Below are 22,480 nucleotides of genomic sequence, written 5' to 3'. Positions count from 1 at the left end.
GCCATGGGGCGCGTCTTTGCGAGGCGCCAAAATTCTCTTTGATAAAGCACTCCTTACCGAAGAGGCTAAGTCTTGAAGCTCTTTGTCTGCCAGGCCTGCCGCAACGTCCTCTATTTTGAGAACCGCGCCTGCGAGCGCTGCGGCCACCGGGTTGCCTTCCTGCCGGAGAGGGAGACGATGTCGGCGATCGAGCTCGATGGCGAGGCTGACGGCGAGGGTGACGGCAAGGGTGACGGCAAGGCTTGGGCGGCGCTCGCCGATAAGGGCAAGGGACGGATGCTGTGCCGCAATGCCGAGTATGACGCCTGCAACTGGCTGACGGACGTTGGCGATAGCACCGGCTATTGCCGCGCCTGCCGCCATAACGGCATCGTGCCGGACCTGTCCGATCACGTCCAGCTTGCCGGCTGGCGCGAACTGGAGGTGGCGAAACACCGGCTGTTCTATTCCCTGATCCGCTGGAAGCTGCCGCTCCAGACCCGGCAGGACAATCCCGAACACGGCCTGATCTTCAATTTCCTCGCCGACGATCCAAACAGCGGCGAGAGGATCATGACCGGCCATGACAACGGTCTGATCACGATCGCGCTCACCGAGACCGACGAGATCGAACGCGAGCGGCGAAGGCTGGAGATGGGCGAGCCGTACCGGACCCTGCTCGGGCATTTCCGCCATGAGGTCGGACACTACTTTTGGGATGTGCTGGTGCACGACGGCGACAAGCTCGATGAATGCCGCGCGGTGTTCGGCGACGATTCGGTGGATTACGGCCAGGCCTTGCAGCGCCACTATGCCGAAGGCGCACCGGCGGACTGGCAGCAGAACTATGTCTCCGCCTACGCGACGATGCATCCCTGGGAAGACTTCGCCGAAACCTGGGCGCACTACCTCCACATCGTCGACACCCTGGAGATGGCCTCGGAGTTCGGCATGGAGGTACGGCCGCGGGTCGACCGCGACGGAGAGTTGTCGACCCGGATCCGGTTCAACCCCTACGAGGCACGGGACGTTCAGACGATCGTCGACGCATGGCTGCCCTTCACCTTCGCTATGAACAGCGTCAACCGCGCGATGGGGATGCGCGACCTCTATCCCTTCATCCTGTCGCCCGCGGTGGTCGCCAAGCTGGACTTTATTCACGGCTTGGTCCGGGGCTCGGCCAAGGCCAAAGCACCGTAGAGGGGCAGTGGCGGGCTGGCGGGCTCCGCAGACACGGTTTGGCCCCTGTCTGGTACGCCAGGGGCGCGGATTTTGACCGTTGCCTCCGGCCTATTTTGATGTACCACGGGAGCCACACGGCCCGTCCCCCATAGGCCCCAACGGCCAGGGAAGGGTCCCGCCCAAGGTCGAGATTCAAGAAAAGCATGTTCAAACGCATTCTGATCGCCAATCGCGGCGAAATCGCCTGCCGGGTCATCAAGACCGCTCGCCGCATGGGAATTCAGACGGTCGCGGTCTATTCCGAGGCCGACCGCGACGCCCTCCATGTCGAGATGGCCGACGAGGCCGTTCTGATCGGCCCGCCGGCGGCGGCCGAGAGCTATCTGGTGATCGAGAAGATCGTGGACGCTTGCCGCAAGACCGGCGCAGAAGCCGTGCATCCCGGCTACGGATTCCTGTCCGAGCGCGAGGCGTTTCCGCGCGCGCTGGAGGCGGCCGGCATCGTCTTCATCGGCCCCAACCCCGGCGCGATTGCCGCGATGGGCGACAAGATCGAATCCAAGAAGGCCGCCGCGAAAGCCAAAGTCTCGACCGTGCCCGGCTATCTCGGCGTCATCGAGGACGACAAGCACGCGGTCCGCATCTCCAACGAGATCGGCTATCCCGTGATGATCAAGGCCTCAGCGGGTGGCGGCGGCAAGGGCATGCGCATCGCGCATTCGAAGTCCGAGGTCGCCGAGGGTTTTAATCTCGCCAAGGCCGAGGCCAAGGCCTCGTTCGGCGACGACCGCGTCTTCGTCGAAAAATTCATCGTCGATCCCCGCCATATCGAGATCCAGGTGCTGGGCGACAAGCACGGCAACGTCATCTATCTCGGCGAGCGCGAATGCTCGATCCAGCGCCGCAACCAGAAGGTCATCGAGGAGGCGCCGTCGCCGCTGCTCGATGAGGCCACCCGCCGCAAGATGGGCGAGCAGGCGGTCGCGCTGGCGAAAGCCGTGAATTACGACTCCGCCGGCACCGTCGAGTTCGTCGCTGGGCAAGACAAAAGCTTCTTCTTCCTGGAGATGAACACGCGCCTCCAGGTCGAGCATCCCGTCACCGAGCTCGTCACCGGCGTCGACCTCGTCGAGCAGATGATCCGCGTGGCCGCCGGCGAGAAGCTCGCGATTACGCAGAAGGACGTCTCGCTCAAGGGCTGGGCCGTGGAATCGCGGCTCTACGCCGAAGATCCCTTCCGCAACTTCCTGCCCTCGATCGGGCGTCTGGTGAAATACCGACCGCCGGCGGAAGCAAGCAAGGACGGCATCACCGTTCGCAACGACACCGGTGTGCAAGAGGGCGGTGAGATCTCGATCCATTACGATCCGATGATCGCCAAGCTCGTCACGCATGCGCCCTCGCGTGCCGCGGCAATCGAGGCGCAGGCGACCGCGCTCGATTCCTTCTATGTCGACGGCATCAGGCACAACATCCCGTTCCTGTCGGCCTTGATGCACCATCCGCGCTGGCGTGAGGGCAACCTTTCGACCGGCTTCATCGCGGAAGAATTCCCCAAGGGCTTTGTGGTGCGCGCGCCTGAAGGCGAGGTCGCGCGGCGGATCGCCGCGGTCGGCGCCGCCATCGATCACGTGCTGGGCGAGCGCAAGCGGCAGATCTCGGGCCAGATGGGCGGCCGTGTCGTGCAGCGCGAGCGGCGCCGCGCGGTCTGGCTCGATCGCCAGGAGATACTGCTCGAGGTCGCACGCGAGGGCGAGGCGATCGCAGTGCGGTTCGTTGACGCCGAAGGCAAGACTGGCAATGCGCATCTGTTGGAGTCGCCGTGGAAGCCGGGCGATCCGGTCTGGCAGGGCACGATCGACGGCCATTTCGTCGCGGTGCAGACGCGCCCGATCGCCAACGGCATCCGTCTCGCGCATCAGGGCGTCGAGGTGCCGGTTTATGTCTGGACCGAGGCGGAAGCAGCTTCGGCGCGGCTGATGCCGGTGACCACGGCTGCCGATACCGGCAAGAAGCTGCTCTGCCCGATGCCCGGCCTCGTGGTCTCGATCGCGGTGACCGAAGGGCAGGAGGTCAAGGCCGGCGAGACGCTCGCGGTGGTCGAAGCCATGAAGATGCAGAACGTGCTGCGCGCCGAGCAGGACGGCACCGTGAAGAAGATCCACGCCAGCGCCGGCGCGACGCTTGCGGTGGACGCGTTGATTTTGGAGTTTGCGTAGGGGCCGAGGGCTCAGGACCAGACCCTCACCCTTCGAGACGCGCGTTCCGCGCTCCTCAGGATGACGGGTGAGAGCTTCCACGAGGCGCTGAGAGAGAATCATGGCCTTCCGTTCCCGCCGCGAAAAACTGCGATCCATCCTGTCGGGCTCGGACTGCGTCCACCCGGGTTCAGTCTACGACGCCATCTCGACCCGCATCGCCGAAGATCTCGGCTTTCCGCTCGGCATGTTCGGCGGCTCGGTCGCTTCGCTCGCTGTGCTCGGTGATCCCGATATCGCGCTGATCACGCTCACCGAACTGGCCGAGCAGATGCGGCGGATGTCGCGCGCGGCGGCACTTCCCGTGCTGGTTGATGCCGATCACGGCTATGGCAACGCGCTCAACGTGCGCCGCACGGTGCAGGAGTTGGAGACGGCGGGGGCGGCCGGCCTCACCATCGAGGATACGCTGTTGCCGGCGGGCTTTGGCGAGTCGAAGACGCACCTGATCTCGCTGGAGGAAGGTGTCGGCAAGATGAAGGCGGCGCTTGGCGGCCGCAGCGATCCGTCGCTGGTCATCATGGGCCGCACGGGTGCTGCCTCGATCACCTCGCTCGATGACACCATCCGCCGTGCGCTGGCCTATGAGGCCACCGGCGTCGATGCACTGTTCTTCACCGGCATCAAGTCGCGCACCGAGCTTGAGGCAATTTCAGCTGCGACGCGCCTGCCGATCGTGCTGGGCGGCGCGCCGGAGGAGTTGAACGCGCTCGACCATCTCGCCTCCCAGCGCGTGCGCATCGCGCTCCAGGGCCACGCGCCGATCGCGGCCGCAACGCAGGCCGTTTACGACACGCTGAAGACGTTGCGCGAAGGCACGGCGCCGAAAAACCTCAAGGGCCTTGCATCGTCAGAATTGACCAGCCGGATCATGCGCGAGGCTGATGTGAAGTCGCGCAGCGCCGACGTCCTCGGATTGAAAAAGTGAGCCGGGCGATCCTCCAGGTCGTGATCCGCGGCCGCGTACAGGGCGTCGGCTATCGGGCCTGGGTCGAATACCAGGCCACCGCGAGCGGCCTCGAAGGCTGGGTCCGCAACCGCCGCGACGGCAGTGTCGAGGCACTGTTGGCGGGATCGCCCAAGCATGTCGCCGACATGGTCGCATTGTGCCGCCACGGTCCACCGTCCTCGCGTGTCGACAGCGTTACCAGCGAGACGGCCGGTGCAGATGAATTGAACCTGCGCAGAGCAGGGGAAGCGTTTTCGGTGTTGCCGACGATGTAGGTGCGTTCCGTCCTTCCGTTCGCGGGAGATTGGGGAGGGCGCTAACGCTACCACGGCGTCATGGCCGGGCTAAACACTTGTCCCGGCCATCCACGCATTGCCGCGCGGCGCAAAGAACGTGGATGCCCGGGACAAGCCCGGGCATGACGACCTCTTGTAAATGTTCAGATACGAACTGAAGCAGCCTCTAACGCGGCAGCTTTGCGATCGCCTCACTCAGCTCGTGGATCTCGAAAGGCTTGCGCAGGATCGGGAAATCGCCGCGGACGTCGGCGGCGGCGTCGCTGTAACCGGTGGCAAGCAGGATCGGCAGGCCGGGGTGGACCTGACGCAAGTGAAGGGCGAGGCTGAGGCCGTCCATCTTGCCGGGCATCACGATGTCCGAGAAGACGAAGTCGACGCCGTTGTGCTCGAGCTCGCGCAGGGCCGATTCGGCGTCGGGAACACGGCGGACGCGGTAGCCGAGTTGCTCCAGCAGCCCGATGCTGACGACGGCGACATCGGGATTGTCCTCGACCAGCAGCACCGTGCCGTTGCCGCGGAACGGCGCTGCCTCTGCCGTTTCCTGCACCGGCGCATCCGTTCCGCGCGGCAACAGGATGGTGAAAGTCGTGCCCTTGCCGAGCTCGCTTGCGACCTTCACCGTGCCGCCGGCCTGATGTGCGAAGCCGTGAACCTGCGACAGGCCGAGCCCCGTGCCTTTGCCGATCGGCTTGGTCGTGAAGAACGGTTCGAAAATCCTGTCGACGACGTCGGAGGGAATGCCGAGCCCGGTATCGGCGATGTCGACCGCCACGAATTCCCCGGTCAGCAGTGGCTCGTCCAGCACGACGTTGCGGGCGCTGATCGTCACCGTGCCACCGTCGGGCATCGCATCGCGGGCGTTGATGACGAGGTTGAGCAACGCCGTCTCGAGCTCGGAGGCGTCGGTCCTGATCGGCCAGACGTCACGGTCGATGTCGAAGGAAAGGCGCACGGAGCTGCCGACGCCGGCATCGAGCACCTCGCGGATCGCTGCGATGCGATCGGCGAAATCGATCGCCTGCGGGTTGACGCTCTGCCGCCGCGCGAAGGTCAGGAGCTGGCTGGTCAACGCGGCGCCGCGTTTGGTCGCGGTCTCGATCGCCGAGATCGCGCGCTTGAGCTTGGCATCGTCGACGGCGCCTTTCTTGAGCATGTGAAGGCTGCCGCTGATGATCATCAGGAGGTTGTTGAAGTCGTGGGCGACGCCGCCGGTGAGCTGACCGAGCGCGTCGAATTTCTGGGACTCGGCGAGCTGCTTCTGCATCGCCTCGAGCTTGACCTGCGCGTTGCGCCGCTCGGTGATGTCGCGGGTGATCTTGGCAAAGCCGACCAGCGTGCCGTCTTCGTAAATCGGATCAATAATGACACTTGCCCAGAAGAAGGTGCCATCCTTGCGAACGCGCCAGCCTTCCTCCTCGTAGCGGCCGTGTTCGCGCGCAATGCCGAGCGCCCGGGCCGGCTTGCCGTTCGCCCGGTCCACTTCGGTGTAGAAGCGCGAAAAATGCTGGCCGACGATCTCTTCGGAGGAATAGCCCTTGATGCGCTCGCCGCCGACATTCCAGCTCGTGACGATCCCGGAGGGGTCGAGCATGTAGAGGGCGTAGTCGCCGACCCCCTCAACCAACAGTCGGAAACTCCGTTCGCTTGCGAACAGGTCTCTCTGTTGACTAGACTTTTTTACCATTCGGGACCCCGCCTCGACCGGTGCAAACGTTCGAAGGTGCGCTTCGTTCCCGCGCCTGAAGGATTTTTAGGCAAAACAGCCCGATGGTATGCAGGAGGGTAAGCCGCAACGGCTGGCTTGACAGTGGGGCATCTCTGTCAGATATTTCTGTTATGACAGAAATAACAGGAAAGAAGAAACTACCCGCCGCCATTGAGCGCTTCATCCTGCATTGGGGCGACATGGGGGACGGGTGGGGCGTCAACCGCTCGGTCAGCCAGATCCACGGGCTGCTATATCTGGCCGAGGCGCCGATGACGGCCGAGGACATCGCCGACACGCTCGGCATGGCGCGGTCCAACGTTTCCAATTCGATCAAGGAGCTGCTCGCCTGGAACCTGATCCGGCGGGTGCCGATCCTCGGCGACCGCCGCGATCATTACGAGGCCGAGACCGACATCTGGGAGGTCGCCGCCAGAATCGCGGCGCGGCGCAAGGAGCGGGAGCTCGATCCGGCGATCACAGCGCTCAGGACCTGCGTGTCCGACGCCGCCGACGACCCGGCCATCAGTCCGGTCGCAGCTAAGCGGCTGAAGGAGATGCTCGCCTTCACCGAGCTCGCCGATCACTGGTTCATGCAGATGTTGAGGGTGCCGCGGCCGCGGCTGGTCGCCTTGATGCGGCTTGGCGAGAAGATCGCCAACCTGCTGCCGCTGGGCAAGGCCAAATAGCGTTGAGGAGGGTGCGATGACGTCGGCAAGATCATCAGGCTCCAACGCATCGGCTCCCGCTCACACTCACACAAAACTGCTCGACGACCGTCGCTTCCGCACACTGCTGTCCGATGAGGATTGGGGCCGTCTGCCGCTCGCGACCTGGCGGCGCTTTTCGAAACGCGTCGCTGACGGCGACAGTGTCGTCTATGTCGGTGTGGTCGACGAAGTCAGCTTCAGCGACATCGGCTGGTGGTTCGCGCAAGTCGCGCGCCTGATCGGTGGCCCATTGCCGACCGGCCGCGATACCGGCGTTCCCATGATCGTCACCGTCACCGAGGACGGTGCGAGCGGCGGCCAGACCTGGATGCGCATCTGCGCGCGGAAGACAGGCTTTCCGCAGGTCATCCATTCCGCAAAGCGCTTCGCAGGCCCGACCGGGCTTGAGGAATATGTCGGTTTCGGCGTCTCGATGGCGCTCCGCATCGCGGTCGAGGACCAGACGCTGACTTTTCGCAGCGCCGGCTATGGCCTCCAGCTCGGCCGTCTTTGGATCACGCTGCCGCAATCGCTCACGCCGGGCGATCTCACGGTGACGCACAGCGATCTCGGCGAGGGCGCCTTCCGCTTTACCCTCGATGTCGTTCATCCGCGTCACGGCGTGCTGATCCACCAGTCCGCCGTGTTCAGGGAGGCCGTATCATGACGCCGCTGTTGTGGACCCTCATCGCAATCCAGATCGTGATGGGCGTGTTCGACACCTTCTATCACCATGAATTCACCGAGCGCCTGGCCTGGCGCCCGTCGCAGCGTTTCGAGCTGAAGTTGCACGGCATCCGCAACATGCTTTATGCGCTCTTGTTCCTCGTGCTCGGCTGGCTCGAAGTTTATGGCGTGCTGGCGCTGCTGATCGTCGCGGTGCTGGTTGCCGAGATCGTCATCACCCTGATGGATTTCGTCGAGGAGGATCTGAGCCGGAAGCTACTGCCGAGCGAGCGTATCAATCACACGCTGCTCGCGATCAATTACGGCGCCATCCTGGTGCTGCTGCTGCCGGTCCTGATCGATTGGGCGAGGCAGCCGTTCGGCGTGACCATCCTCTACCAGGGTCTGCTCAGCATTGCCGCGACCGCCTGCGCGGTCGGCGCGGCGCTCTGCGGCGTCAGGGATTTCGCGGCGATGCGCCGGCTCGGCCGCATGAAGAGTGTTCCCGCACCCGGACTTGTTGAAAAAATGCCCGGCCGCAAGACCGTGCTGATCACCGGCGCCACCGGCTTCATCGGCAGCCGCCTCGCAGCAAGCCTCAGTGGAGCAGGGCATCACGTCATCGCGCTGATCCGCAATCCGGCGAAGGCCGAGATGCTGCCACCGCCGGTCACGCTGATCAGCAGCATCGATCAGCTCGCCTCGGACACGCCCATCGACGCCATCGTCAATCTCGCCGGCGAGCCGATCGGCAACGGCCTGTGGACCGAGGCGAAGCGCGCGAGAATTCTCAGGTCGCGCATCGACATGACCGGCGAGGTCGTGAAGCTAATCGCGCGGCTCGAGCGCAAGCCCGACGTGCTCGTCAGCGGCTCCGCGATCGGCTGGTACGGCCTGTGGGCCGACCAGGTGCTGACGGAATCTGCAAAGTCGCATGCCTGTTTCAGCCACGAGCTCTGCGCGGCCTGGGAGAAGGCGGCGCGGCCGGCGGAAGAGCTCGGCGTGCGCGTGGTCTATCTGCGCATCGGTCTCGTGCTCGGCACCGAGGGTGGCTTCATCACGCGCATGCTGACGCCGTTCGAGTTCGGTCTCGGCGGCCCGCTCGGCACCGGGCGGCAATGGATGTCCTGGATTGAGCGTGACGATCTGATCCGGCTGATCGCCTATGTGGTGGCAACGCCCGATCTCGCGGGCCCCGTTAACGCCACCGCGCCGATCCCCGTCACCAACGCAAAATTCACCGAAGAGCTCGGCCGACGGCTGCATCGGCCCGCAATGTTCCGCGTTCCCGGCGGCCTGCTGCGCCGGATCGGCGGCGGCTTCGCTGACGAGCTTCTGCTCGGCGGCCAGCGCGTGCTGCCTAACAAGGCGCTCAGCCGCGGCTTTGTGTTCCGGCACGAGACGCTGCGCAGCGCGTTCGAGGCGATTTTGTGAGGTGAAGTCATGTCCTGCGATGCATGCCCTCGCGTTATGAATGCTTGGTTTCGTGGATGCTTGACGGCGACCGCGACATTGGGAGCGTTGCCCGTCATTGCCGTCCTTCTGTCGCTGCCATATCGAGGTGTTGGGGGAAGCTTGGGCCCCCTCATCGTCCTCGTCCTGTGGATCTTGCCGCTGACATTGGTCCTCACTTGCCCGCTAAGCGGGATGCCGGCGGCGCTCGTGATCTGGTTCGGCGAGACATTCCGAATTCGCTCCGTGGTTTTCTACGCACCTACCGGCGCCGCGATTGGGGCCATAATCGCGCGCGCCATTTTCGGAACGGATCTTCTTCCGTGGCACGCGCTATTTGTCCTGGCTGGTTGTCTGGCTGGGATCGCGTATTGGCTTGCCGCCGGGAAGGACGCTGGCGAAAAGGGTGGGCGGTCTAAGCGTTAGGTCGCCACGCTCCGAAATGTCGCCGCTACCGCGCGCAGCGCCGCGAGCTTCGCAGGATCGCTGACCTTCGAATGCAGCATCACTTTCGAGCTGCCGAGTTTTGGCAGTTTGTGCGCAGGTCCGATGTCGATCAGCCCGGGAGGCGCGATCCGCCGTGCCAACGGCGCGACCGCGGGCCCGGCAAGCTTGCGGTCTCTCTCGAGAAGGCGTGACAGAGGAGGTCGCGGGTGGAAGACGCCACCCGCGACCTGAATCGGTTAGGGCGGGGATCGTCAGCTCGCCGCCCGGAACTGAACTTCGGAATTGTTCAGGAAGCACGTCTTGTCGAACAGCTTCAAATCGAGCGGGTTCGGCAGCCTGACATCGCTAAGGTCGGGGCAGGGCTTGACTGTGGGATCATAGGACCGGTCGATCTGCGAGATGAAGACGACGATCAACCCCTTGTCGCGCGCGAACGATTTCAGCGCGCGCACCTGGACGGTCAGGTCGGGGTTTTCCCGCCTCTGGTCGAGCAGTTGCAGATAGTCGATCACCACGACCGTGCCGCGGGGAGCCGCGGCCATCTGCTTGACGACGTAGTCGGCACTGATCGCGTCGGAGCAATCGACCTCGAACATGTCAGCGAATTGCGCCGGGTCGGCGCCGATCGCCCGGAAGCGGTCGAGAACGTCTTTCTCGGTATATTCGAGCGAGAAGAACGCGGCGCGGCTGCCGGACTTCATGGCCTCCACGGCAAGCTCGAGGCTCATCAAGGTCTTGCCCTGACTGGGGCGCGCTCCGACCAGCACCAGGTCGCCCGGCTGGAATTGCGGGAACAGTCGATTGGCCGGCGTCACTGCGGCGGCTTTCGCTGCGAGCATGCTCCAGGCGCTGAACCCTTCGCCCGCGGCTATGCGGTCAAGCGCAGCGTGGAGCGGAATGTCTTCCTCGCGGGAGAGGCGCTTCGCCTTGCGCTTCAGATGATAGATGGGTGCAGACAGCTTCTCATCGTGAGAACCTCCCATTGCGAGCATGATCGCAATCCCTCCTTATGCCTGGCGCTCGAACAGTCGGTCCGATGATCAACTCGCCCGGCATGACGTCTACTTTCCCGGCGGAGGGGGGAGGCGTGGGCGACACCGGAAGCAAACGTAGCCGATTCCGCGCCAGTGGAGAACAAGCGCGGCTCGGCCGCCAACAGCCTAGACGGCCGCTTCCGGCACCAGCGCGCGGGTCGGCCCGAACAGCTCCTCGAACGCCTGGCGCAGCGCGATATCGACATCGGCCATCGTCACGAGCTGGCCGAGATCGACCAGCGAGGTGACGCCGTAACGGGGATCGGCGACGCCGCAGGGCACGATCCCTGCGAAATGCGCAAGCTCCGGCTCGACATTGATGGCGATGCCGTGGAACGAGACCCAGCGCTTCAGCCGGACCCCGATGGCGGCGATCTTGTCCTCGTGCCCGACGCCCTTGTCGGGCCGCTTGACCCAGACGCCGACCCGGTCCTCGCGCCGTTCGCCACGGACGTTGAAGGCGGCGAGCGTGCGCAGGATCAGTTCCTCCAGGCTCGCGACATAGGCCCGGACGTCCGGCCGGCGGCGCTTGAGGTCGATCATGACGTAGGCCACCCGCTGGCCGGGGCCGTGATAGGTCAGCTGCCCGCCGCGTCCCGTGGCAAAGGTCGGGAAGCGCGGGTCGAGCAGGTCGGAGGCCTTGCCCGAGGTGCCGGAGGTGTAGAGCGGAGGGTGTTCGAGCAGCCAGACCAGCTCCGGGGCCTCGCCCGCAGCGATTGCCGCGACTCGCGCCTCCATGGCGGCAACCGCTTCCGGATAGGGCACGGGCGCGTCCGAAATCAGCCATTCCACCGGTGTCCCGGCGGAGGCGGAAAACGATGTCAAATCGAGGTCTTGGCGCTGGTCTTGGCGGGGGTTTTGAGGCGAATTAACCATTGGCTAACCATAACGTGGTGATGATCGTAGGCGCAAATGCAGAGTCTCCAGTTGCGGCGGTGCTCAAGTGCCTACTCTCGATAAAGTCACCGTGGATCTCATGGTTGTCCTCGGGACGACCACCATGCCAATCCATCAAGTATTACGTCTTTCCCGCGGCGCCATCATCGAGCTGGACGCAACCGAGGCCGATGAGGTCAAGGTGCTGGCCAACAATCTGCCGGTCGCCTCCGGCGTCGTGCTGGTCGACCGCAACCGGATCGCGGTCGAGGTCAAGCAGATGCTGCCGCGCACGCCGGGCACGCGGTAGCGGCCCGGGCACCCGGCAAGGTTGATCCGGCGCAGGGTGAACTTTCTTCCCAAGCTTGTGGAATTCGGGGTCTTTGCAGGCTTGTACCCCTCTGATGGATTTGTTAGATCGGCGCCGTTGATCCGGTAGGCCTCAAGCCTTAAGCCGGCATCCCCAAAGCGCTCGTGGCGGAATTGGTAGACGCGCTGCCTTGAGGTGGCAGTGAGTAAAATCGTGGGGGTTCGAGTCCCTCCGAGCGCACCATCGTCGAAAATCCGATCCGGTCGAAAGCCAGGCCCCCGCGCGGGCCATTCAGCCATATTCCTCGCCGATCCCGTATTCCCGGTAGATCTCAAGCGGATCCGTATCTGGGAACAGGCGGCATTTGGCTTGGGCGAGGTGCAGGCTCACGGCCGCCGGCTCCTTGCCGTTCGAGAGCATCTTGCGGATGTCGTCCATGTGCGCGCCCGGCTGGTGCTTCGGCTCAAGCTGCTCCAGCGCGACCAGCGCGGTCGCCAGCGCCTCGGTCAGAACCCAGTCGTCGTGGCCCGTGATTCCCTTCTTCGGCATCGGCAGACCCCACGTGGTGCGGCGGCAACAGTCTACCGTAGCTTCCGTCGAATCTCCATTGAGCCGTACGGCGCCGCAGCGCCCATGCGGAACAGGCCGATCGCCCGCACGCTCGCTTGCATTATGGCGACGCGTGGCTAAAAGGCGGCGGCGCGAGGGCGATGGTATCCTTGTTGAAACAAAGTTGGCGTAGACGGGCCTCGCGCGGCATTCTGGCCGGCCGGTCCGGTCTGCGTCCGCAATCCCGAATCCGCAACACGATCCGGTTGCGCGCCTTCTCTCGGCTGGAGCCAGCATGGTCTTTCTAAGCTTCGTCTACCGCTTCTTGACCAACTTCGCGTTCATGGCGCTGGTCTATTTCAGCCTGAACTTCATTGAGAAATATCCGAACCGGGCGATCCTCGCGATCCTGGTGCTGGTCTATTCCGCCATGCGCGCGGCCTCGACGCTGCGTGCTTTCTATTTCTTCCAGAAGATCGAGAAGCTGGAGGCGGAGACGAAGCGCCTTCAGGGCCCGATCAATGACGGCGCGGGCGGAACGAACGCGCGCAAGCAGGTCGTGGCCGACGTTGCCCGGCTGCGGCGCGACGGCGAGCTCAAGTCCTATATGGACCTGTTCTTCCTGGCGCTGATCGTGCTGCTCTGCGTCGCCAACATCATGCGGCAGTGAGCAAGGCTTACTGCGCCCGCTTCTTCAGGCTGGCAACCCGCGTCGGATGCGGCGTTGCGCTCTTGGCTTGAGCGGCGTGTTTCGGCGCGGCGTGCGCAGCATGCGCCGTCCGCCGGGCCGGCACCCTGGCCGCCTTGCCCTTGGCCGCATGAGGCGTCTCGGCCGCCATGGCCAGCCGCGTCGCGGCGCGCCGCGACAATGTCGTCGACAGCAGCACCTCGATCGAGCCTTCCGGGATCGCGAAGAGATCGCGGCCGGGCACGGGCAGGGTGGCGGCGACATCCGCCTGCACCATGGCCTTGCGCGGCAACAGCGGCTGATGCGCCGGCTGCGCATTGAGGTCAGCCAGGCTAGGCGCGGGAAGCGTCTTGGTTTCCGTGAACACGAAATTCGGCACGGCCGGCCAGCGCGCGATCGGCACAGTCTCCGTCGGCGGATGCAGCAGCCATTCCACTGCCGTGGTCGGCGTCGCCGGCCGGTCGGCAGTCGCGGGCACCACATGGACGATGCGATAGCCGCGCGCCTTCAGTTCGCGGATGATTTTTGGCAGCGCCGCCACGGTGCGGGCCTGGATGTCGTGCAGCAGCAGAATGCCCTTGCCCTTGGCCTCCAGCCGCTGGATCGCAAGCTGATAGACGCGATCGGGCGATACATGCCGCCAGTCGTCGGCCGGGAAGTCGGCGCTCCACACCTGGATGCCGCGCGAGATCAAATAGTCTTCGACGCCTTCGGCGCGCATCAGGCCGGGAATCCGGAAGAACGGCGCAAGCTGCGACGGATCGGTCATCGCGGCCGAGGTCCACTCGATGCCGCCATTGATCTCGGCCTCGGCCTTCTCGATCGGCATTTTGTTGAACGTCAGCGGATGGTTCATGCTGTGCGTGCCGACGGTGTGGCCCGCCGCGACCAGCTTGCGCACGCCCTCGGGGTTCGCCTTCGCCTGGCTGCCGATGGTGAAGAAGGTCGCCTTGATACACTCGTCGGCCAGGATCTGGAGCACCTGGTTCGAGTTTTTCGGCAGCGGACCGTCGTCGAAAGTCAGGACCACTTCGTGGTCCTTCAGCGGCAGCGTCTCGCGGTACTGCATGGTGCCGATGCGCGGATGCTCGTGCGGATCGACGACGATGGTGCGGGAGGTGCCGAGCGCGTCCGGATGGCCGGGGCAATTGGCCGCGAAGGCCGCCGGCGGGGCCGTGGTCAGCAAGCCCAGGAGCAGGACGGTCCACGATCGCGTCCGGAAAGCAACGCTACTGCCGATCATGAATCCCGTCTGCCCTCACATGCGATTGCCGCCATAGTAGGTCGGAGACGCCCGGAAACGGTTCAGGCGCAATAGCTCCTTCATCTTTGCACGGCGTAGCATGAACAGAGTGTTAATAGGGCTCAAATCACCCCATTTTGCGCCGGCGTGACATTCCGGCATCAATGCGCTTCGGCATTCTTCTGCGCAGGCGTAGCCGGGACCACGTGAACCACGCGAAAACCGTTCTCCCGCAAATACCGCAGGAACGCTGGCATGATCGCGGCCGTGCGCGCCTTGGGATCGTGGAACAGGATGATGCCCTTGCCGGCGGCCGCAAGGCGCCCGGTGATGAGCTTCAATTCCTGCTCCGGCGTCATCTCGTTCCAGTCGCTGGCCCACAGATCGGCCCCGAACACGACGATGCCGCGCGATTGAAGCAGGTCGAGCTCCGCCGGTGTCGCCTCAAAATAGGGGAAGCGGAAAAACGGCGTCGACGGCGTCGTGGTCGACGTCCCGTGCAGCGCCATCTCGTCGGCGGCGATGCCGCGGTCGATCTCGCCCTTGGCCTTGTCGAACGGGATCCGCGCCATGAACGGATGCGACCAGGTGTGGTGGCCGATGGTGTGGCCTTCGCGGGCGATGCGCTTGACCATGTCGGGGTGTTCGGACGCGTGCAGGCCGATCAGGAAGAAGGTTGCGCGCACGCATTCCTGCGCCAGTGCCGCCAGCACCTTCGAGGTGGTCGGCGGGTGTGGGCCGTCGTCGAAGGTCAGCACGACCTCGTGATCGGCGAGCGGCAGCGTTTGCGGAAAGCTCTTCAGCCCGACGCGCGGCGTGGTCTTGGCGTCGACGCTGAGCACCCGCGAGGTGCCGAGCGCGTCCTTGCGCGGGCAGTCGGCAGCCTCGGCCGAGGCGACCCCGATGAGGGCAGCGAGGACCGCGCCCATCGTTATTGAGGTCCTTCTCGGTCGAGGCATCTTTGTCATTGCGCTTGCGCTTGCCTTGTGGGTATTGCCTGAACCATCAGCTCAGACCACTCGTTCAAACCTGTCAAACGGTGAGGCGCGCCATGGATGAACATATGGACGGTGCCTCATCCGCCGAGGCCTCGGTACTCGACCATGTGCCGATGCGCAATGAAGACGGCGAAATTCGTCACGAGTTCGTCGAGGAGATTGCGCATGCGATCGAGGCCGGCGACAGCGCCGCGCTGCGCGCCTGCGTTGCCGAGCTGCATGAGGCCGATCTCGGCGATCTGATCGGAGCTCTCGAGCCCGATGACCGCGTCCGCCTGGTCGAGCTCACGGGGCGCGACTTCGACTTCTCGGCGCTGAACGAGGTCGACGAGGCCGTGCGCGAGGAGATCCTCGACGAGCTGCCGCCGGAGACGGTGGCCGAGGGCGTCCGCGAGCTCGAATCCGACGACGCCGTCGAGCTGCTCGAAACCCTCGATCAGGACGAGCAGGAGGAGATCCTCGAGAAGTTGCCGCTGAAGGAGCGCGTCGCGCTCGAGCGCAGCCTGCTTTATCCGGAGAATTCCGCCGGCCGCCGGATGCAGACCGAGTTCATCGCCGTGCCCCAGGATTTCACCGTGGGCCAGGCGATCGACTACATGCGCGAAACGCCCGATCTGCCCGACCGCTTCTACGAGATCTACGTCGTGGACAAGGAGCAGCATTGGCAGGGCGCGGTCTCGCTCGACGTCCTGCTCCGCGCCCGCCGTCCGGTGGCACTTGCCGAGCTGACCGATGAGGACCGCCGCCGCGTCTCCGTCCTGGAAGACCAGGAAGAGGTGGCGCGCATGTTCGGCAAATACAATCTCGTCGCAGCTCCCGTGCTCGACACCCAGGATCGCCTCGTCGGCGTCATCACCGTCGACGACGTCGTCGACGTCATCGAGGAAGAGGCGGACGAGGACCTCAAGGCGCTTGGCGGCGTCAACAGCGACGAAGAACTCTCCGACACCGTGTTCACCATCTCGCGCGCGCGGTTCAACTGGCTCCTGGTCAATCTTGCCACTGCCTTCCTTGCGTCCTCCGTGCTCGGCCTGTTCGAGGGTCAGCTCGAGAAGATGGTGGCGCTCGCCGTGCTGGCGCCGATCGTGGCCAGCCAGGGCGGCAATGCCGCGACCCAGACCATGACGGTCGCGGTGCGCGCACTCGCCACCCGCGAGCTCGGTTCTTCCAACGCCTGGCGCGTGGTGATGCGCGAGACCATGGTAGGTCTCGTCAACGGTCTCGCCTTTGCGGTGATCACCGGCATTGCGGCGGTGGCCTGGTTCAAGATTCCCGGCCTCGGCATCGTCATCGGGCTGGCGATCATCGTCAACCTCGTCGCCGGTGCGCTCGGCGGCATCCTGATCCCGATGGCGCTCGAACGGGTGCGGGCCGATCCGGCCGTGGCCTCCGGCACGTTCGTGACGACCGTGACCGACGTCGTCGGCTTTTTCTCTTTCCTCGGCATCGCGACGCTGTGGTTCGGGCTGAGGTAGAAAACGTCCGGCTCTCGTGTCCCGGGCGCGCTGCAACGCTCTATAGCGCGTCGAAGGCGCGCGTAAACGCGCTTAAGGCGTTGCGGCGCAGAACCGGGACCCAGAAAGCGACACGGGCTCCCCCCGTGAAATGGGCCCCGGCACTGCAGCGCACCGCTGAAGTGGCGCTGCGCTGCGTCCGGGGCACCATCCGCCATCTTTAATCCGAACTTAAGCGTGCTGCCGCATGATCCTGCCCGCTTGGGGGAATGAGCATGCGTGTGCGGCTGAAGGCGGACGGACGGATCGTCGAGTTGCGGGACGGGCAAGAATTTCCAGTCCAGCCGTTTCCAATCCAGCCCGCGACCGGTGCACCGCCGGCCGAGGCCGGTTCGCTCGCGGTGCGCGACCTGCGCCGCCGCGCCTGCCTCACCCAGATGGAGTTCGCCGCAAAGCTCGGCGTGCCCGTCGAGACCATCCGCAACTGGGAGCAGGGCAAGCGCGCCCCGCGCGGCCCGGCGAGGGCGCTGCTCGCGGTGATCGCGCATGCGCCCGACATGGTTTTCCAGGCGCTCGCCAAGGTCTGACGTCAGGGCCTGACGCAACTAGCGTTGAATATCCGGCGCGCGCGCTGCGGCGTCCGTTGGCAGCCTCACGGGCCGGGTCCATAATGCATCACGGACGACCGTGACAGAGAGGCTTCCTCATGCTGTTCGTCGAGGCCAATGGCGCAACAATCCCGGCGATCGGGCTCGGGACCTGGGAGTTGAGCGGGCGCACCTGCGCGCGCGTGGTCGAGCAGGCACTGCGGCTTGGCTACCGCCATCTCGACACCGCGCAGATCTATGACAACGAGCGCGAAGTCGGCGACGGCCTGCGCTCATCCGGTGTGCGCCGCGATGATGTCTTCGTCACCACGAAAGTCTGGACCAACCATTTCGCGCCCCACGACCTCGAGCGCTCGGTCAAGGAGAGCCTGGTCCGCTTGCGGCTTCCCGCCGTCGACCTCTTGCTGCTGCACTGGCCCAATCCGCATGTGCCACTGGCAGAGACGCTGGGTGCGCTGGCGCATGCCAAGCGCATGGGCCTGACGCGCCACATCGGCGTCTCCAACTTCACGGTGGCGCTGATCGAGCAGGCGGTCACGCTGTCGCCAGAGCCGCTCGTCTGCAACCAGGTCGAATATCACCCCTATCTGGACCAGGCGAAGGTGAGGGCGGCCTGCGACCAGCATGGGCTGGCGCTCGTCGCCTACAGCCCGATCGCCAGGGGCCGCATCAAGGCCGACCAGACGCTCGCCGCGATCGGCCGTGCTCACCGCAAGACGCCGGTGCAAATCTGCCTGCGCTGGCTCGTGCAACAGAATGTTTCTGCGATACCCAGAACCTCGCGCGTCGAGCGTCTGTCGGAAAATATCGAGATCTTCGATTTCGAGCTCTCGGACGACGAGATGGCGCAGATTGCGGCCCTGGCCAGTCCGAAGGGCCGCCTCACTGATTTCGGCTTCGCGCCGAAATGGGATTGAGGGGCGATTGGGTTATGCTAGGACCTGCGCGGCAACCAAGATCGGGCGATGGAACCGCGGAAGATCATACGGACGGACATTGCAGCGTCGGCGATTGCGCATCTGACGCTGGTGGGGCTGATCATCCTGATCAGCGAGGTCCATCCATTTCATTCCGCGCCGCCGGAGACGGTCTCGGTCGATATCGTCACACCGGAGCAGGTGCAGGAGGAGATCAAGGAGCAGGAGGCCAAAGAACAGGTGAAGGAGAAGGCGCCGGAGCCGCTCCCTGACTTCAAACTGCCAAAGCTCGACTTCACCGACAAGGACAAGGCGGATGCGGCGGCGAAGCCTGCCGCCAAGCAGCAGGCCGCGTCGCAATCGTCGCCGAAGGAGCAGGCATCGCCTGAACCGCAGCAGAAACAGCCGCAGCCACAGCAGGCGTCGAAGCAGCGCGAGGCCAATGTGGAGCCGCAAACGCCCCCAGCGCAACCGCCGCAACCTCAGGCCCCGCAACCACAGGCCGCGCAACCTCAGCAGCCGCAACCACAGCCGTCGCAATCGCAGTTGCCCCCGCAACAGCCTCAGCAAGAGCAGCAGCCACCACCCGCGATGCCGCAGCCGCAGGCGGCTCCGCCGGCCTATCAGGCGCCGGAGCCCGACGTCACCGTCAAATATGGCGTCCTGCTGGGACTGCCGCCCGAATTACCGCCCGAGCCGAAGGACGCCCCCAAGGATGACGGCGGCGACGCCAAGGATTCAATCGGCGCGAAGCTGCCGGCCGAGGTCATCGCCGAGCTTCGCCGGCACTTGAGGAGTTGCGCAAAGCTGCCGGCCGGGGTCGCGCCGACCGACAATGTGCGCATCAAGCTGCGCTCGGTGCTCGCCACCGACGGTACGCTGGCGCGCCCGCCGATCCTGATCGAGGCCCCACCCTCCGCCAAGGGCGTGGCCCTCGTGAAGGCCGCGATGAGCGCACTCCAGGCCTGCCAGCCCTACAAGATGCTGCCTGCCGACAAGTACCAGGAGTGGAAGGTGATGGACCTCTCGTTCACGCCGCAGGATTTCGGGTCGTGACTGGCTTGTAGGGTGGGTAGAGCGCAGCGAAACCCATCATGCTCCACGCGGCGCCATTCGATGGGTTTTCGCTTCGCTCTACCCATCCTACGCGTTGCCCGACGGGCAAAACACCGCGAAGGCTGTCAAGCAGCTCGCGCAAAAATATTCCACTTTACCGAAATTCGGATTTATCGTATGTGTCGCCCATCCCGGCTTGACCTTGAGGGGCGATCATGTGTCGTCATTTTTCGCGAGCTGGGCTTGCGGTGGACGCGGCAGCGTCGGGCGTGAGATGTGCGGGCAGGGCGGATTGCTCTCCATGAGCCCGAGGCTTCACGCCGACGAGCGGCGCTGATAGTTCGTCTCGCCAATATCCCGGTGGCTGTGTGCACCACGCCGTCGGGCTCTGTGGCGAACAAGCGAACGCGCGTACGGCAAAACCGTGTGGTCCTGGCCGTCGTTGCTACGGTCAAGCTCTTGCGGAGGCGACATTCGCGTCAACCGGCGCGGTGTCCGCGAATTTCGCGGGGGCGAGGGAGGCCAGAAGGAACTCGGCTCCCGGGAGAGCGCGGCATAAGCCGTCAACCCACTGCGCAGGGAAGGCCGTGTGTTCGGCTTCACCTGTATGCCGCTGTGCAGTTTTTCTGCGTGTGCTTTCGCACAGCGGACCGCGGGTGCCAGCCGGCACCCGGCCTTCCCTGCGCCCTCTTGGATAAGAGGGTGGAGCGATGAAGCAAAGCTCGGGCGAATTGAGCCGCGAGGATGCGAAGGCGTGTCTGCAAGTTGAGATGTGTTTTGGAGAATGGCGATGCCACCCCTTGCTCCGTCATTGCGAGCGCAGCGAAGCAATCCAGAATTCCTCTGTGGAAAGACTCTCGATTGCTTCGCTGCGCTCGCAATGACGACGTGGCGAGAGTGTGCGTCGAACGTTGCTCTCGTGCCCCGGACGCAGCGCAGCAGCGTTGCACGCTGCAGCGCGTCCGGGACACGAGAGGTTGCATCAATGACTGCGCTTCTGCATCCCCGCGTCACCCGCCACCTCCGGCGCCATCGCCTCCCACGCGCTGGACGCGAACTGCCGTCGCCATGTCACGATCACCACCGCGGCCGTGGTCACGAACAGCAGCCAGGGGCTGACGAACCAGCCGAGATAGCCGAGCGCGAAGAAGAAGGCGCGCTGGCCGCGGTTGAAGTGGCGGCCGGCGGATTCGAACACCCGCGAGGTGCGGATGACGTGGGCTTCGGCCTCCGGCGTGCCGCGCTGCGACGCCGGCGGCATGCCGCCGAACAGGATCGCGACATAGTTGAACAGGCGATAGGCCCAGGCGAACTTGAAGAAGGCGTAGACGCAGATCAGCACCAGGCCGACGCATTTCAGCTCCCACAGCGCGGGCGAGGGGCTGAGGTCGATCGGCAGCTTGGCCAGAATGGCGATCGCGTCGTTGGTGGCGTGCAGCAGCGCCAGCGCGCCGCCGAGTGCGAACAGGCTGGTGGAGGCGAAGAAGGCGGTGCCGTTCTGGAGCGAGGCCATGATCTGCATGTCGACCATGCGCGCCTCGCGGTCGAGCAGGCGGCGCACCCAGACCTCGCGATAGCGGTTCATCCGCGCCGACAGGCTGTCGCGGCCATAGGCCGAGTGCTCGAGCGTTGCGGCATAGACCAGCCATTCGATGATGAAGAAGCCGACGGCGGTGATGTCGACCCAATGCCTGCTCATGTCTCACTCCTCGCGAGGATCGCAACGATTGCCATGCATGGTGAGTTGCGGCAACGATTGATTGGCGGCAGGCGATGGCGTTAAAAGCAGCCGCATCTGGCAGACTCGGGAAGGACTGGTGATATGGCTGCGCTCAAGCTTGCGATTGGCAACAAGAACTATTCGTCATGGTCGATGCGGCCCTGGCTCGCGCTGCGTGCCAACGACATTCCGTTCGCCGAGACCGTCATCCCGCTCTACACCGACAATCCCGCGGACAAGCAACAGATCCTGAATTTCAGCCGCGCCGGCAAGGTGCCGGTGCTGGTCGACGCCGACATCACGGTGTGGGATTCGCTTAGCATCATCGAATACATCGCCGAGCGCTATCCGGAAAAGAAACTGTGGCCCGACGACGTCGCGGCCCGGGCGCATGCCCGTTCGGTGTGCGCCGAGATGCATTCCGGCTTCACGGCTCTGCGCAACGAGTGCGGCATGAACCTGCATCGGCCTGTCGGGACCGTATCTCTGTCGGCGGACGCCAGGGCCAACGTCGCGCGCGTGCAGGAGATCTGGCGCGAATGCCGGGCGCGCCACGGCGCCAGCGGGCCGTTCCTGTTCGGCCGCTTCGGCGCGGCGGACGCGATGTATGCGCCGGTGGTGCACCGCTTCCGCACCTATGCGATCGAGGTTGGGCCCGGGGCCAAGGCCTATATGGACACGATGATGGCGCTGCCGGCGTTCCAGGAATGGACCCGCGACGGTCTCGCCGAAACGCTTGTCATCGAAAAATTCGAGAACGTGTAATCAGGAGCACGATCCGGACCCGAAGGGCCGCGTCAGCGAAAAGTAGGCACCGGTTTTTCCGATAAGATCATGCTCGCTTAAAATGTGATTGAGCGCCGCTTGACGGCATGCCGCATGGCGGCGCTCAATCACGGGGAATGACGGCTTGGGAGAGGGCACGGCAATGGGAATTCTGGACTCGCTGGAGAACAACCCCGCATTGCGCAGCGCGCTCGGCCAGCTTGGCGCCGCGGTCCTGCCGGCCGTGCTGAGCGAGGTGCTCGGCAGCAACAATCAGGGCGGCCTCAGCGCGATCGTCGCCAAGCTCCAGCAGGCGGGCCTTGGCGACCAGGTCAAATCATGGCTCGGCAACGGCCAGAACCTGCCGATCTCGGCCGACCAGCTCCGCGCCGTGCTCGGTAGCGACACCGTCCGCCAGCTCGCCGCCCGCTACAACATCCCGGTCGACCAATTGGGCCAGATCCTGGCCCAGGAGCTGCCCAAGGCGGTGGACCAGGCAAGCCCGGAGGGCCATCTGCCCCATACCGCCTGAGGCCCGGTTCCAGCGGTATAACCGGCAGGCCGTTGTTCCCGTTATCACCCTGAAAGGACTTCAAAATTGGCGTGTTTGCCATG

General features: G+C 64.8%; 22 protein-coding genes, 1 tRNA gene and 1 pseudogene. 16 read left to right on the top strand and 8 right to left on the bottom strand.

Annotation, left to right across the window (positions count from 1 at the left end; all coding sequences use genetic code 11):
- Positions 1–72 precede the first annotated feature (72 nt).
- The 4 genes from ABIB73_RS23275 to ABIB73_RS23260 all read left to right on the top strand — a co-directional run bounded on the left by ABIB73_RS23275 (position 73) and on the right by ABIB73_RS23260 (position 4,643).
- Positions 73–1,179, top strand: coding sequence for a zinc-binding metallopeptidase family protein (locus tag ABIB73_RS23275; RefSeq protein WP_354227696.1), 1,107 nt, complete (start codon positions 73–75; stop codon positions 1,177–1,179).
- A gap of 185 nt (positions 1,180–1,364) precedes the next feature.
- A complete protein-coding gene (locus ABIB73_RS23270) occupies positions 1,365–3,380 on the top strand; it encodes an acetyl-CoA carboxylase biotin carboxylase subunit (RefSeq protein WP_354227695.1) in 2,016 nt (671 codons plus the stop codon).
- 100 nt (positions 3,381–3,480) lie between these two features.
- Positions 3,481–4,347: an isocitrate lyase/PEP mutase family protein gene (locus tag ABIB73_RS23265; RefSeq protein ID WP_354227694.1), complete on the top strand. Its 867-nt coding sequence runs from the start codon at positions 3,481–3,483 to the stop codon at positions 4,345–4,347.
- The gene (locus tag ABIB73_RS23260; RefSeq protein ID WP_354227692.1) at positions 4,344–4,643 is read left to right on the top strand and encodes an acylphosphatase; all 300 of its coding nucleotides are present in this window, start codon (positions 4,344–4,346) and stop codon (positions 4,641–4,643) included. Before ABIB73_RS23265 ends, ABIB73_RS23260 begins: the two co-directional genes overlap by 4 nt.
- 187 nt (positions 4,644–4,830) lie before the next feature.
- On the opposite strand, the gene ABIB73_RS23255 is transcribed toward ABIB73_RS23260, so the two are convergent.
- Positions 4,831–6,351 carry a PAS domain-containing hybrid sensor histidine kinase/response regulator family protein gene (locus ABIB73_RS23255; protein WP_354227690.1) on the bottom strand — a complete coding sequence of 507 codons (1,521 nt, stop codon included), beginning with the start codon at positions 6,349–6,351 and terminating at the stop codon, positions 4,831–4,833.
- Positions 6,352–6,503: 152 nt separating this feature from the next.
- Here ABIB73_RS23255 and ABIB73_RS23250 point away from each other — a divergent pair, with 152 nt between their 5' ends.
- The 3 genes from ABIB73_RS23250 to ABIB73_RS23240 are packed head-to-tail and all read left to right on the top strand — an operon-like array spanning position 6,504 to position 9,182.
- A complete protein-coding gene (locus ABIB73_RS23250) occupies positions 6,504–7,061 on the top strand; it encodes a GbsR/MarR family transcriptional regulator (protein ID WP_354227688.1) in 558 nt (185 codons plus the stop codon).
- 16 nt (positions 7,062–7,077) lie between these two features.
- Entirely contained in the window at positions 7,078–7,749 is a 672-nt protein-coding gene (locus ABIB73_RS23245; protein ID WP_354227686.1) for a DUF4166 domain-containing protein, read from the top strand.
- A complete protein-coding gene (locus ABIB73_RS23240; RefSeq protein WP_354227684.1) occupies positions 7,746–9,182 on the top strand; it encodes a TIGR01777 family oxidoreductase in 1,437 nt (478 codons plus the stop codon). The genes ABIB73_RS23245 and ABIB73_RS23240 overlap by 4 nt, the downstream gene beginning before the upstream one ends.
- A gap of 440 nt (positions 9,183–9,622) precedes the next feature.
- Here ABIB73_RS23240 and ABIB73_RS23235 read toward each other — a convergent pair.
- From ABIB73_RS23235 to lipB, 3 genes and pseudogenes are all read right to left on the bottom strand, one after another.
- Positions 9,623–9,811: pseudogene (locus ABIB73_RS23235) on the bottom strand (LysR family transcriptional regulator); the annotation flags it as partial.
- A gap of 87 nt (positions 9,812–9,898) precedes the next feature.
- Positions 9,899–10,639 carry a DNA helicase gene (locus ABIB73_RS23230; protein WP_354227682.1) on the bottom strand — a complete coding sequence of 247 codons (741 nt, stop codon included), beginning with the start codon at positions 10,637–10,639 and terminating at the stop codon, positions 9,899–9,901.
- Positions 10,640–10,807: 168 nt separating this feature from the next.
- On the bottom strand, positions 10,808–11,557 hold the full coding sequence (gene lipB / locus ABIB73_RS23225; protein WP_354227680.1) for a lipoyl(octanoyl) transferase LipB: 750 nt from the start codon (positions 11,555–11,557) through the stop codon (positions 10,808–10,810).
- A 67-nt stretch (positions 11,558–11,624) separates the two neighbouring features.
- On the opposite strand from lipB, the gene ABIB73_RS23220 reads away from it, so the two are divergent.
- Positions 11,625–11,867 carry a FliM/FliN family flagellar motor switch protein gene (locus ABIB73_RS23220; protein ID WP_011088012.1) on the top strand — a complete coding sequence of 81 codons (243 nt, stop codon included), beginning with the start codon at positions 11,625–11,627 and terminating at the stop codon, positions 11,865–11,867.
- A gap of 158 nt (positions 11,868–12,025) precedes the next feature.
- A tRNA-Leu gene (locus ABIB73_RS23215) sits at positions 12,026–12,110 on the top strand.
- 48 nt (positions 12,111–12,158) lie between these two features.
- Here ABIB73_RS23215 and ABIB73_RS23210 read toward each other — a convergent pair.
- Complete coding sequence (locus tag ABIB73_RS23210; protein ID WP_354227678.1) at positions 12,159–12,416, bottom strand: hypothetical protein; 258 nt, start codon at positions 12,414–12,416, stop codon at positions 12,159–12,161.
- 295 nt (positions 12,417–12,711) lie between these two features.
- On the opposite strand from ABIB73_RS23210, the gene ABIB73_RS23205 reads away from it, so the two are divergent.
- Entirely contained in the window at positions 12,712–13,086 is a 375-nt protein-coding gene (locus tag ABIB73_RS23205) for a hypothetical protein (RefSeq protein ID WP_354227676.1), read from the top strand.
- 7 nt (positions 13,087–13,093) lie between these two features.
- On the opposite strand, the gene ABIB73_RS23200 is transcribed toward ABIB73_RS23205, so the two are convergent.
- Together ABIB73_RS23200 and ABIB73_RS23195 are read right to left on the bottom strand one after the other, a co-directional pair.
- Positions 13,094–14,347 (bottom strand): polysaccharide deacetylase family protein, encoded by a 1,254-nt coding sequence (locus tag ABIB73_RS23200; RefSeq protein WP_354227674.1) that lies wholly within the window; start codon positions 14,345–14,347, stop codon positions 13,094–13,096.
- A 161-nt stretch (positions 14,348–14,508) separates the two neighbouring features.
- A complete protein-coding gene (locus tag ABIB73_RS23195; RefSeq protein WP_354227866.1) occupies positions 14,509–15,282 on the bottom strand; it encodes a polysaccharide deacetylase family protein in 774 nt (257 codons plus the stop codon).
- Positions 15,283–15,398: 116 nt separating this feature from the next.
- On the opposite strand from ABIB73_RS23195, the gene mgtE reads away from it, so the two are divergent.
- The 4 genes from mgtE to tolA all read left to right on the top strand — a co-directional run bounded on the left by mgtE (position 15,399) and on the right by tolA (position 19,380).
- Positions 15,399–16,820 carry a magnesium transporter gene (gene mgtE, locus ABIB73_RS23190; RefSeq protein WP_354227672.1) on the top strand — a complete coding sequence of 474 codons (1,422 nt, stop codon included), beginning with the start codon at positions 15,399–15,401 and terminating at the stop codon, positions 16,818–16,820.
- 248 nt (positions 16,821–17,068) lie between these two features.
- Positions 17,069–17,386 carry a helix-turn-helix domain-containing protein gene (locus ABIB73_RS23185; protein WP_354227670.1) on the top strand — a complete coding sequence of 106 codons (318 nt, stop codon included), beginning with the start codon at positions 17,069–17,071 and terminating at the stop codon, positions 17,384–17,386.
- 119 nt (positions 17,387–17,505) lie between these two features.
- Positions 17,506–18,324 carry an aldo/keto reductase gene (locus tag ABIB73_RS23180; protein ID WP_354227668.1) on the top strand — a complete coding sequence of 273 codons (819 nt, stop codon included), beginning with the start codon at positions 17,506–17,508 and terminating at the stop codon, positions 18,322–18,324.
- A 48-nt stretch (positions 18,325–18,372) separates the two neighbouring features.
- On the top strand, positions 18,373–19,380 hold the full coding sequence (gene tolA / locus ABIB73_RS23175) for a cell envelope integrity protein TolA (RefSeq protein ID WP_354227666.1): 1,008 nt from the start codon (positions 18,373–18,375) through the stop codon (positions 19,378–19,380).
- Between the two features lie 982 nt (positions 19,381–20,362).
- On the opposite strand, the gene ABIB73_RS23170 is transcribed toward tolA, so the two are convergent.
- The gene (locus tag ABIB73_RS23170; protein ID WP_354227664.1) at positions 20,363–21,079 is read right to left on the bottom strand and encodes a DUF599 domain-containing protein; all 717 of its coding nucleotides are present in this window, start codon (positions 21,077–21,079) and stop codon (positions 20,363–20,365) included.
- 123 nt (positions 21,080–21,202) lie between these two features.
- On the opposite strand from ABIB73_RS23170, the gene ABIB73_RS23165 reads away from it, so the two are divergent.
- Positions 21,203–21,865: a glutathione S-transferase family protein gene (locus ABIB73_RS23165; RefSeq protein ID WP_354227662.1), complete on the top strand. Its 663-nt coding sequence runs from the start codon at positions 21,203–21,205 to the stop codon at positions 21,863–21,865.
- Positions 21,866–22,028: 163 nt separating this feature from the next.
- Entirely contained in the window at positions 22,029–22,397 is a 369-nt protein-coding gene (locus ABIB73_RS23160; protein ID WP_354227660.1) for a YidB family protein, read from the top strand.
- Positions 22,398–22,480 lie beyond the last annotated feature (83 nt).

The sequence above is a fragment of the Bradyrhizobium sp. F1.4.3 genome, from assembly GCF_040548375.1.
Classification (GTDB): Bacteria; Pseudomonadota; Alphaproteobacteria; order Rhizobiales; family Xanthobacteraceae; genus Bradyrhizobium.
The sequence above is the reverse complement of the archived record's forward strand: the minus strand, read 5'-3'. Positions and strand labels throughout refer to the sequence as shown.

Bases quoted from the DNA above. Each gene is read 5' to 3' on its own strand.
- ABIB73_RS23185 (WP_354227670.1), top strand. From the start codon at position 17,069: ATGAGCATGCGTGTGCGGCTGAAGGCGGACGGACGGATCGTCGAGTTG.
- ABIB73_RS23200 (WP_354227674.1), bottom strand. From the start codon at position 14,347: ATGATCGGCAGTAGCGTTGCTTTCCGGACGCGATCGTGGACCGTCCTG.
- ABIB73_RS23160 (WP_354227660.1), top strand. From the start codon at position 22,029: ATGGGAATTCTGGACTCGCTGGAGAACAACCCCGCATTGCGCAGCGCG.
- ABIB73_RS23210 (WP_354227678.1), bottom strand. From the start codon at position 12,416: ATGCCGAAGAAGGGAATCACGGGCCACGACGACTGGGTTCTGACCGAG.
- ABIB73_RS23255 (WP_354227690.1), bottom strand. From the start codon at position 6,351: ATGGTAAAAAAGTCTAGTCAACAGAGAGACCTGTTCGCAAGCGAACGG.
- ABIB73_RS23240 (WP_354227684.1), top strand. From the start codon at position 7,746: ATGACGCCGCTGTTGTGGACCCTCATCGCAATCCAGATCGTGATGGGC.
- ABIB73_RS23250 (WP_354227688.1), top strand. From the start codon at position 6,504: ATGACAGAAATAACAGGAAAGAAGAAACTACCCGCCGCCATTGAGCGC.
- ABIB73_RS23245 (WP_354227686.1), top strand. From the start codon at position 7,078: ATGACGTCGGCAAGATCATCAGGCTCCAACGCATCGGCTCCCGCTCAC.
- ABIB73_RS23165 (WP_354227662.1), top strand. From the start codon at position 21,203: ATGGCTGCGCTCAAGCTTGCGATTGGCAACAAGAACTATTCGTCATGG.
- ABIB73_RS23265 (WP_354227694.1), top strand. From the start codon at position 3,481: ATGGCCTTCCGTTCCCGCCGCGAAAAACTGCGATCCATCCTGTCGGGC.
- ABIB73_RS23270 (WP_354227695.1), top strand. From the start codon at position 1,365: ATGTTCAAACGCATTCTGATCGCCAATCGCGGCGAAATCGCCTGCCGG.
- lipB (WP_354227680.1), bottom strand. From the start codon at position 11,557: ATGGTTAATTCGCCTCAAAACCCCCGCCAAGACCAGCGCCAAGACCTC.
- ABIB73_RS23170 (WP_354227664.1), bottom strand. From the start codon at position 21,079: ATGAGCAGGCATTGGGTCGACATCACCGCCGTCGGCTTCTTCATCATC.
- tolA (WP_354227666.1), top strand. From the start codon at position 18,373: ATGGAACCGCGGAAGATCATACGGACGGACATTGCAGCGTCGGCGATT.
- ABIB73_RS23230 (WP_354227682.1), bottom strand. From the start codon at position 10,639: ATGCTCGCAATGGGAGGTTCTCACGATGAGAAGCTGTCTGCACCCATC.
- ABIB73_RS23205 (WP_354227676.1), top strand. From the start codon at position 12,712: ATGGTCTTTCTAAGCTTCGTCTACCGCTTCTTGACCAACTTCGCGTTC.
- mgtE (WP_354227672.1), top strand. From the start codon at position 15,399: ATGGATGAACATATGGACGGTGCCTCATCCGCCGAGGCCTCGGTACTC.
- ABIB73_RS23180 (WP_354227668.1), top strand. From the start codon at position 17,506: ATGCTGTTCGTCGAGGCCAATGGCGCAACAATCCCGGCGATCGGGCTC.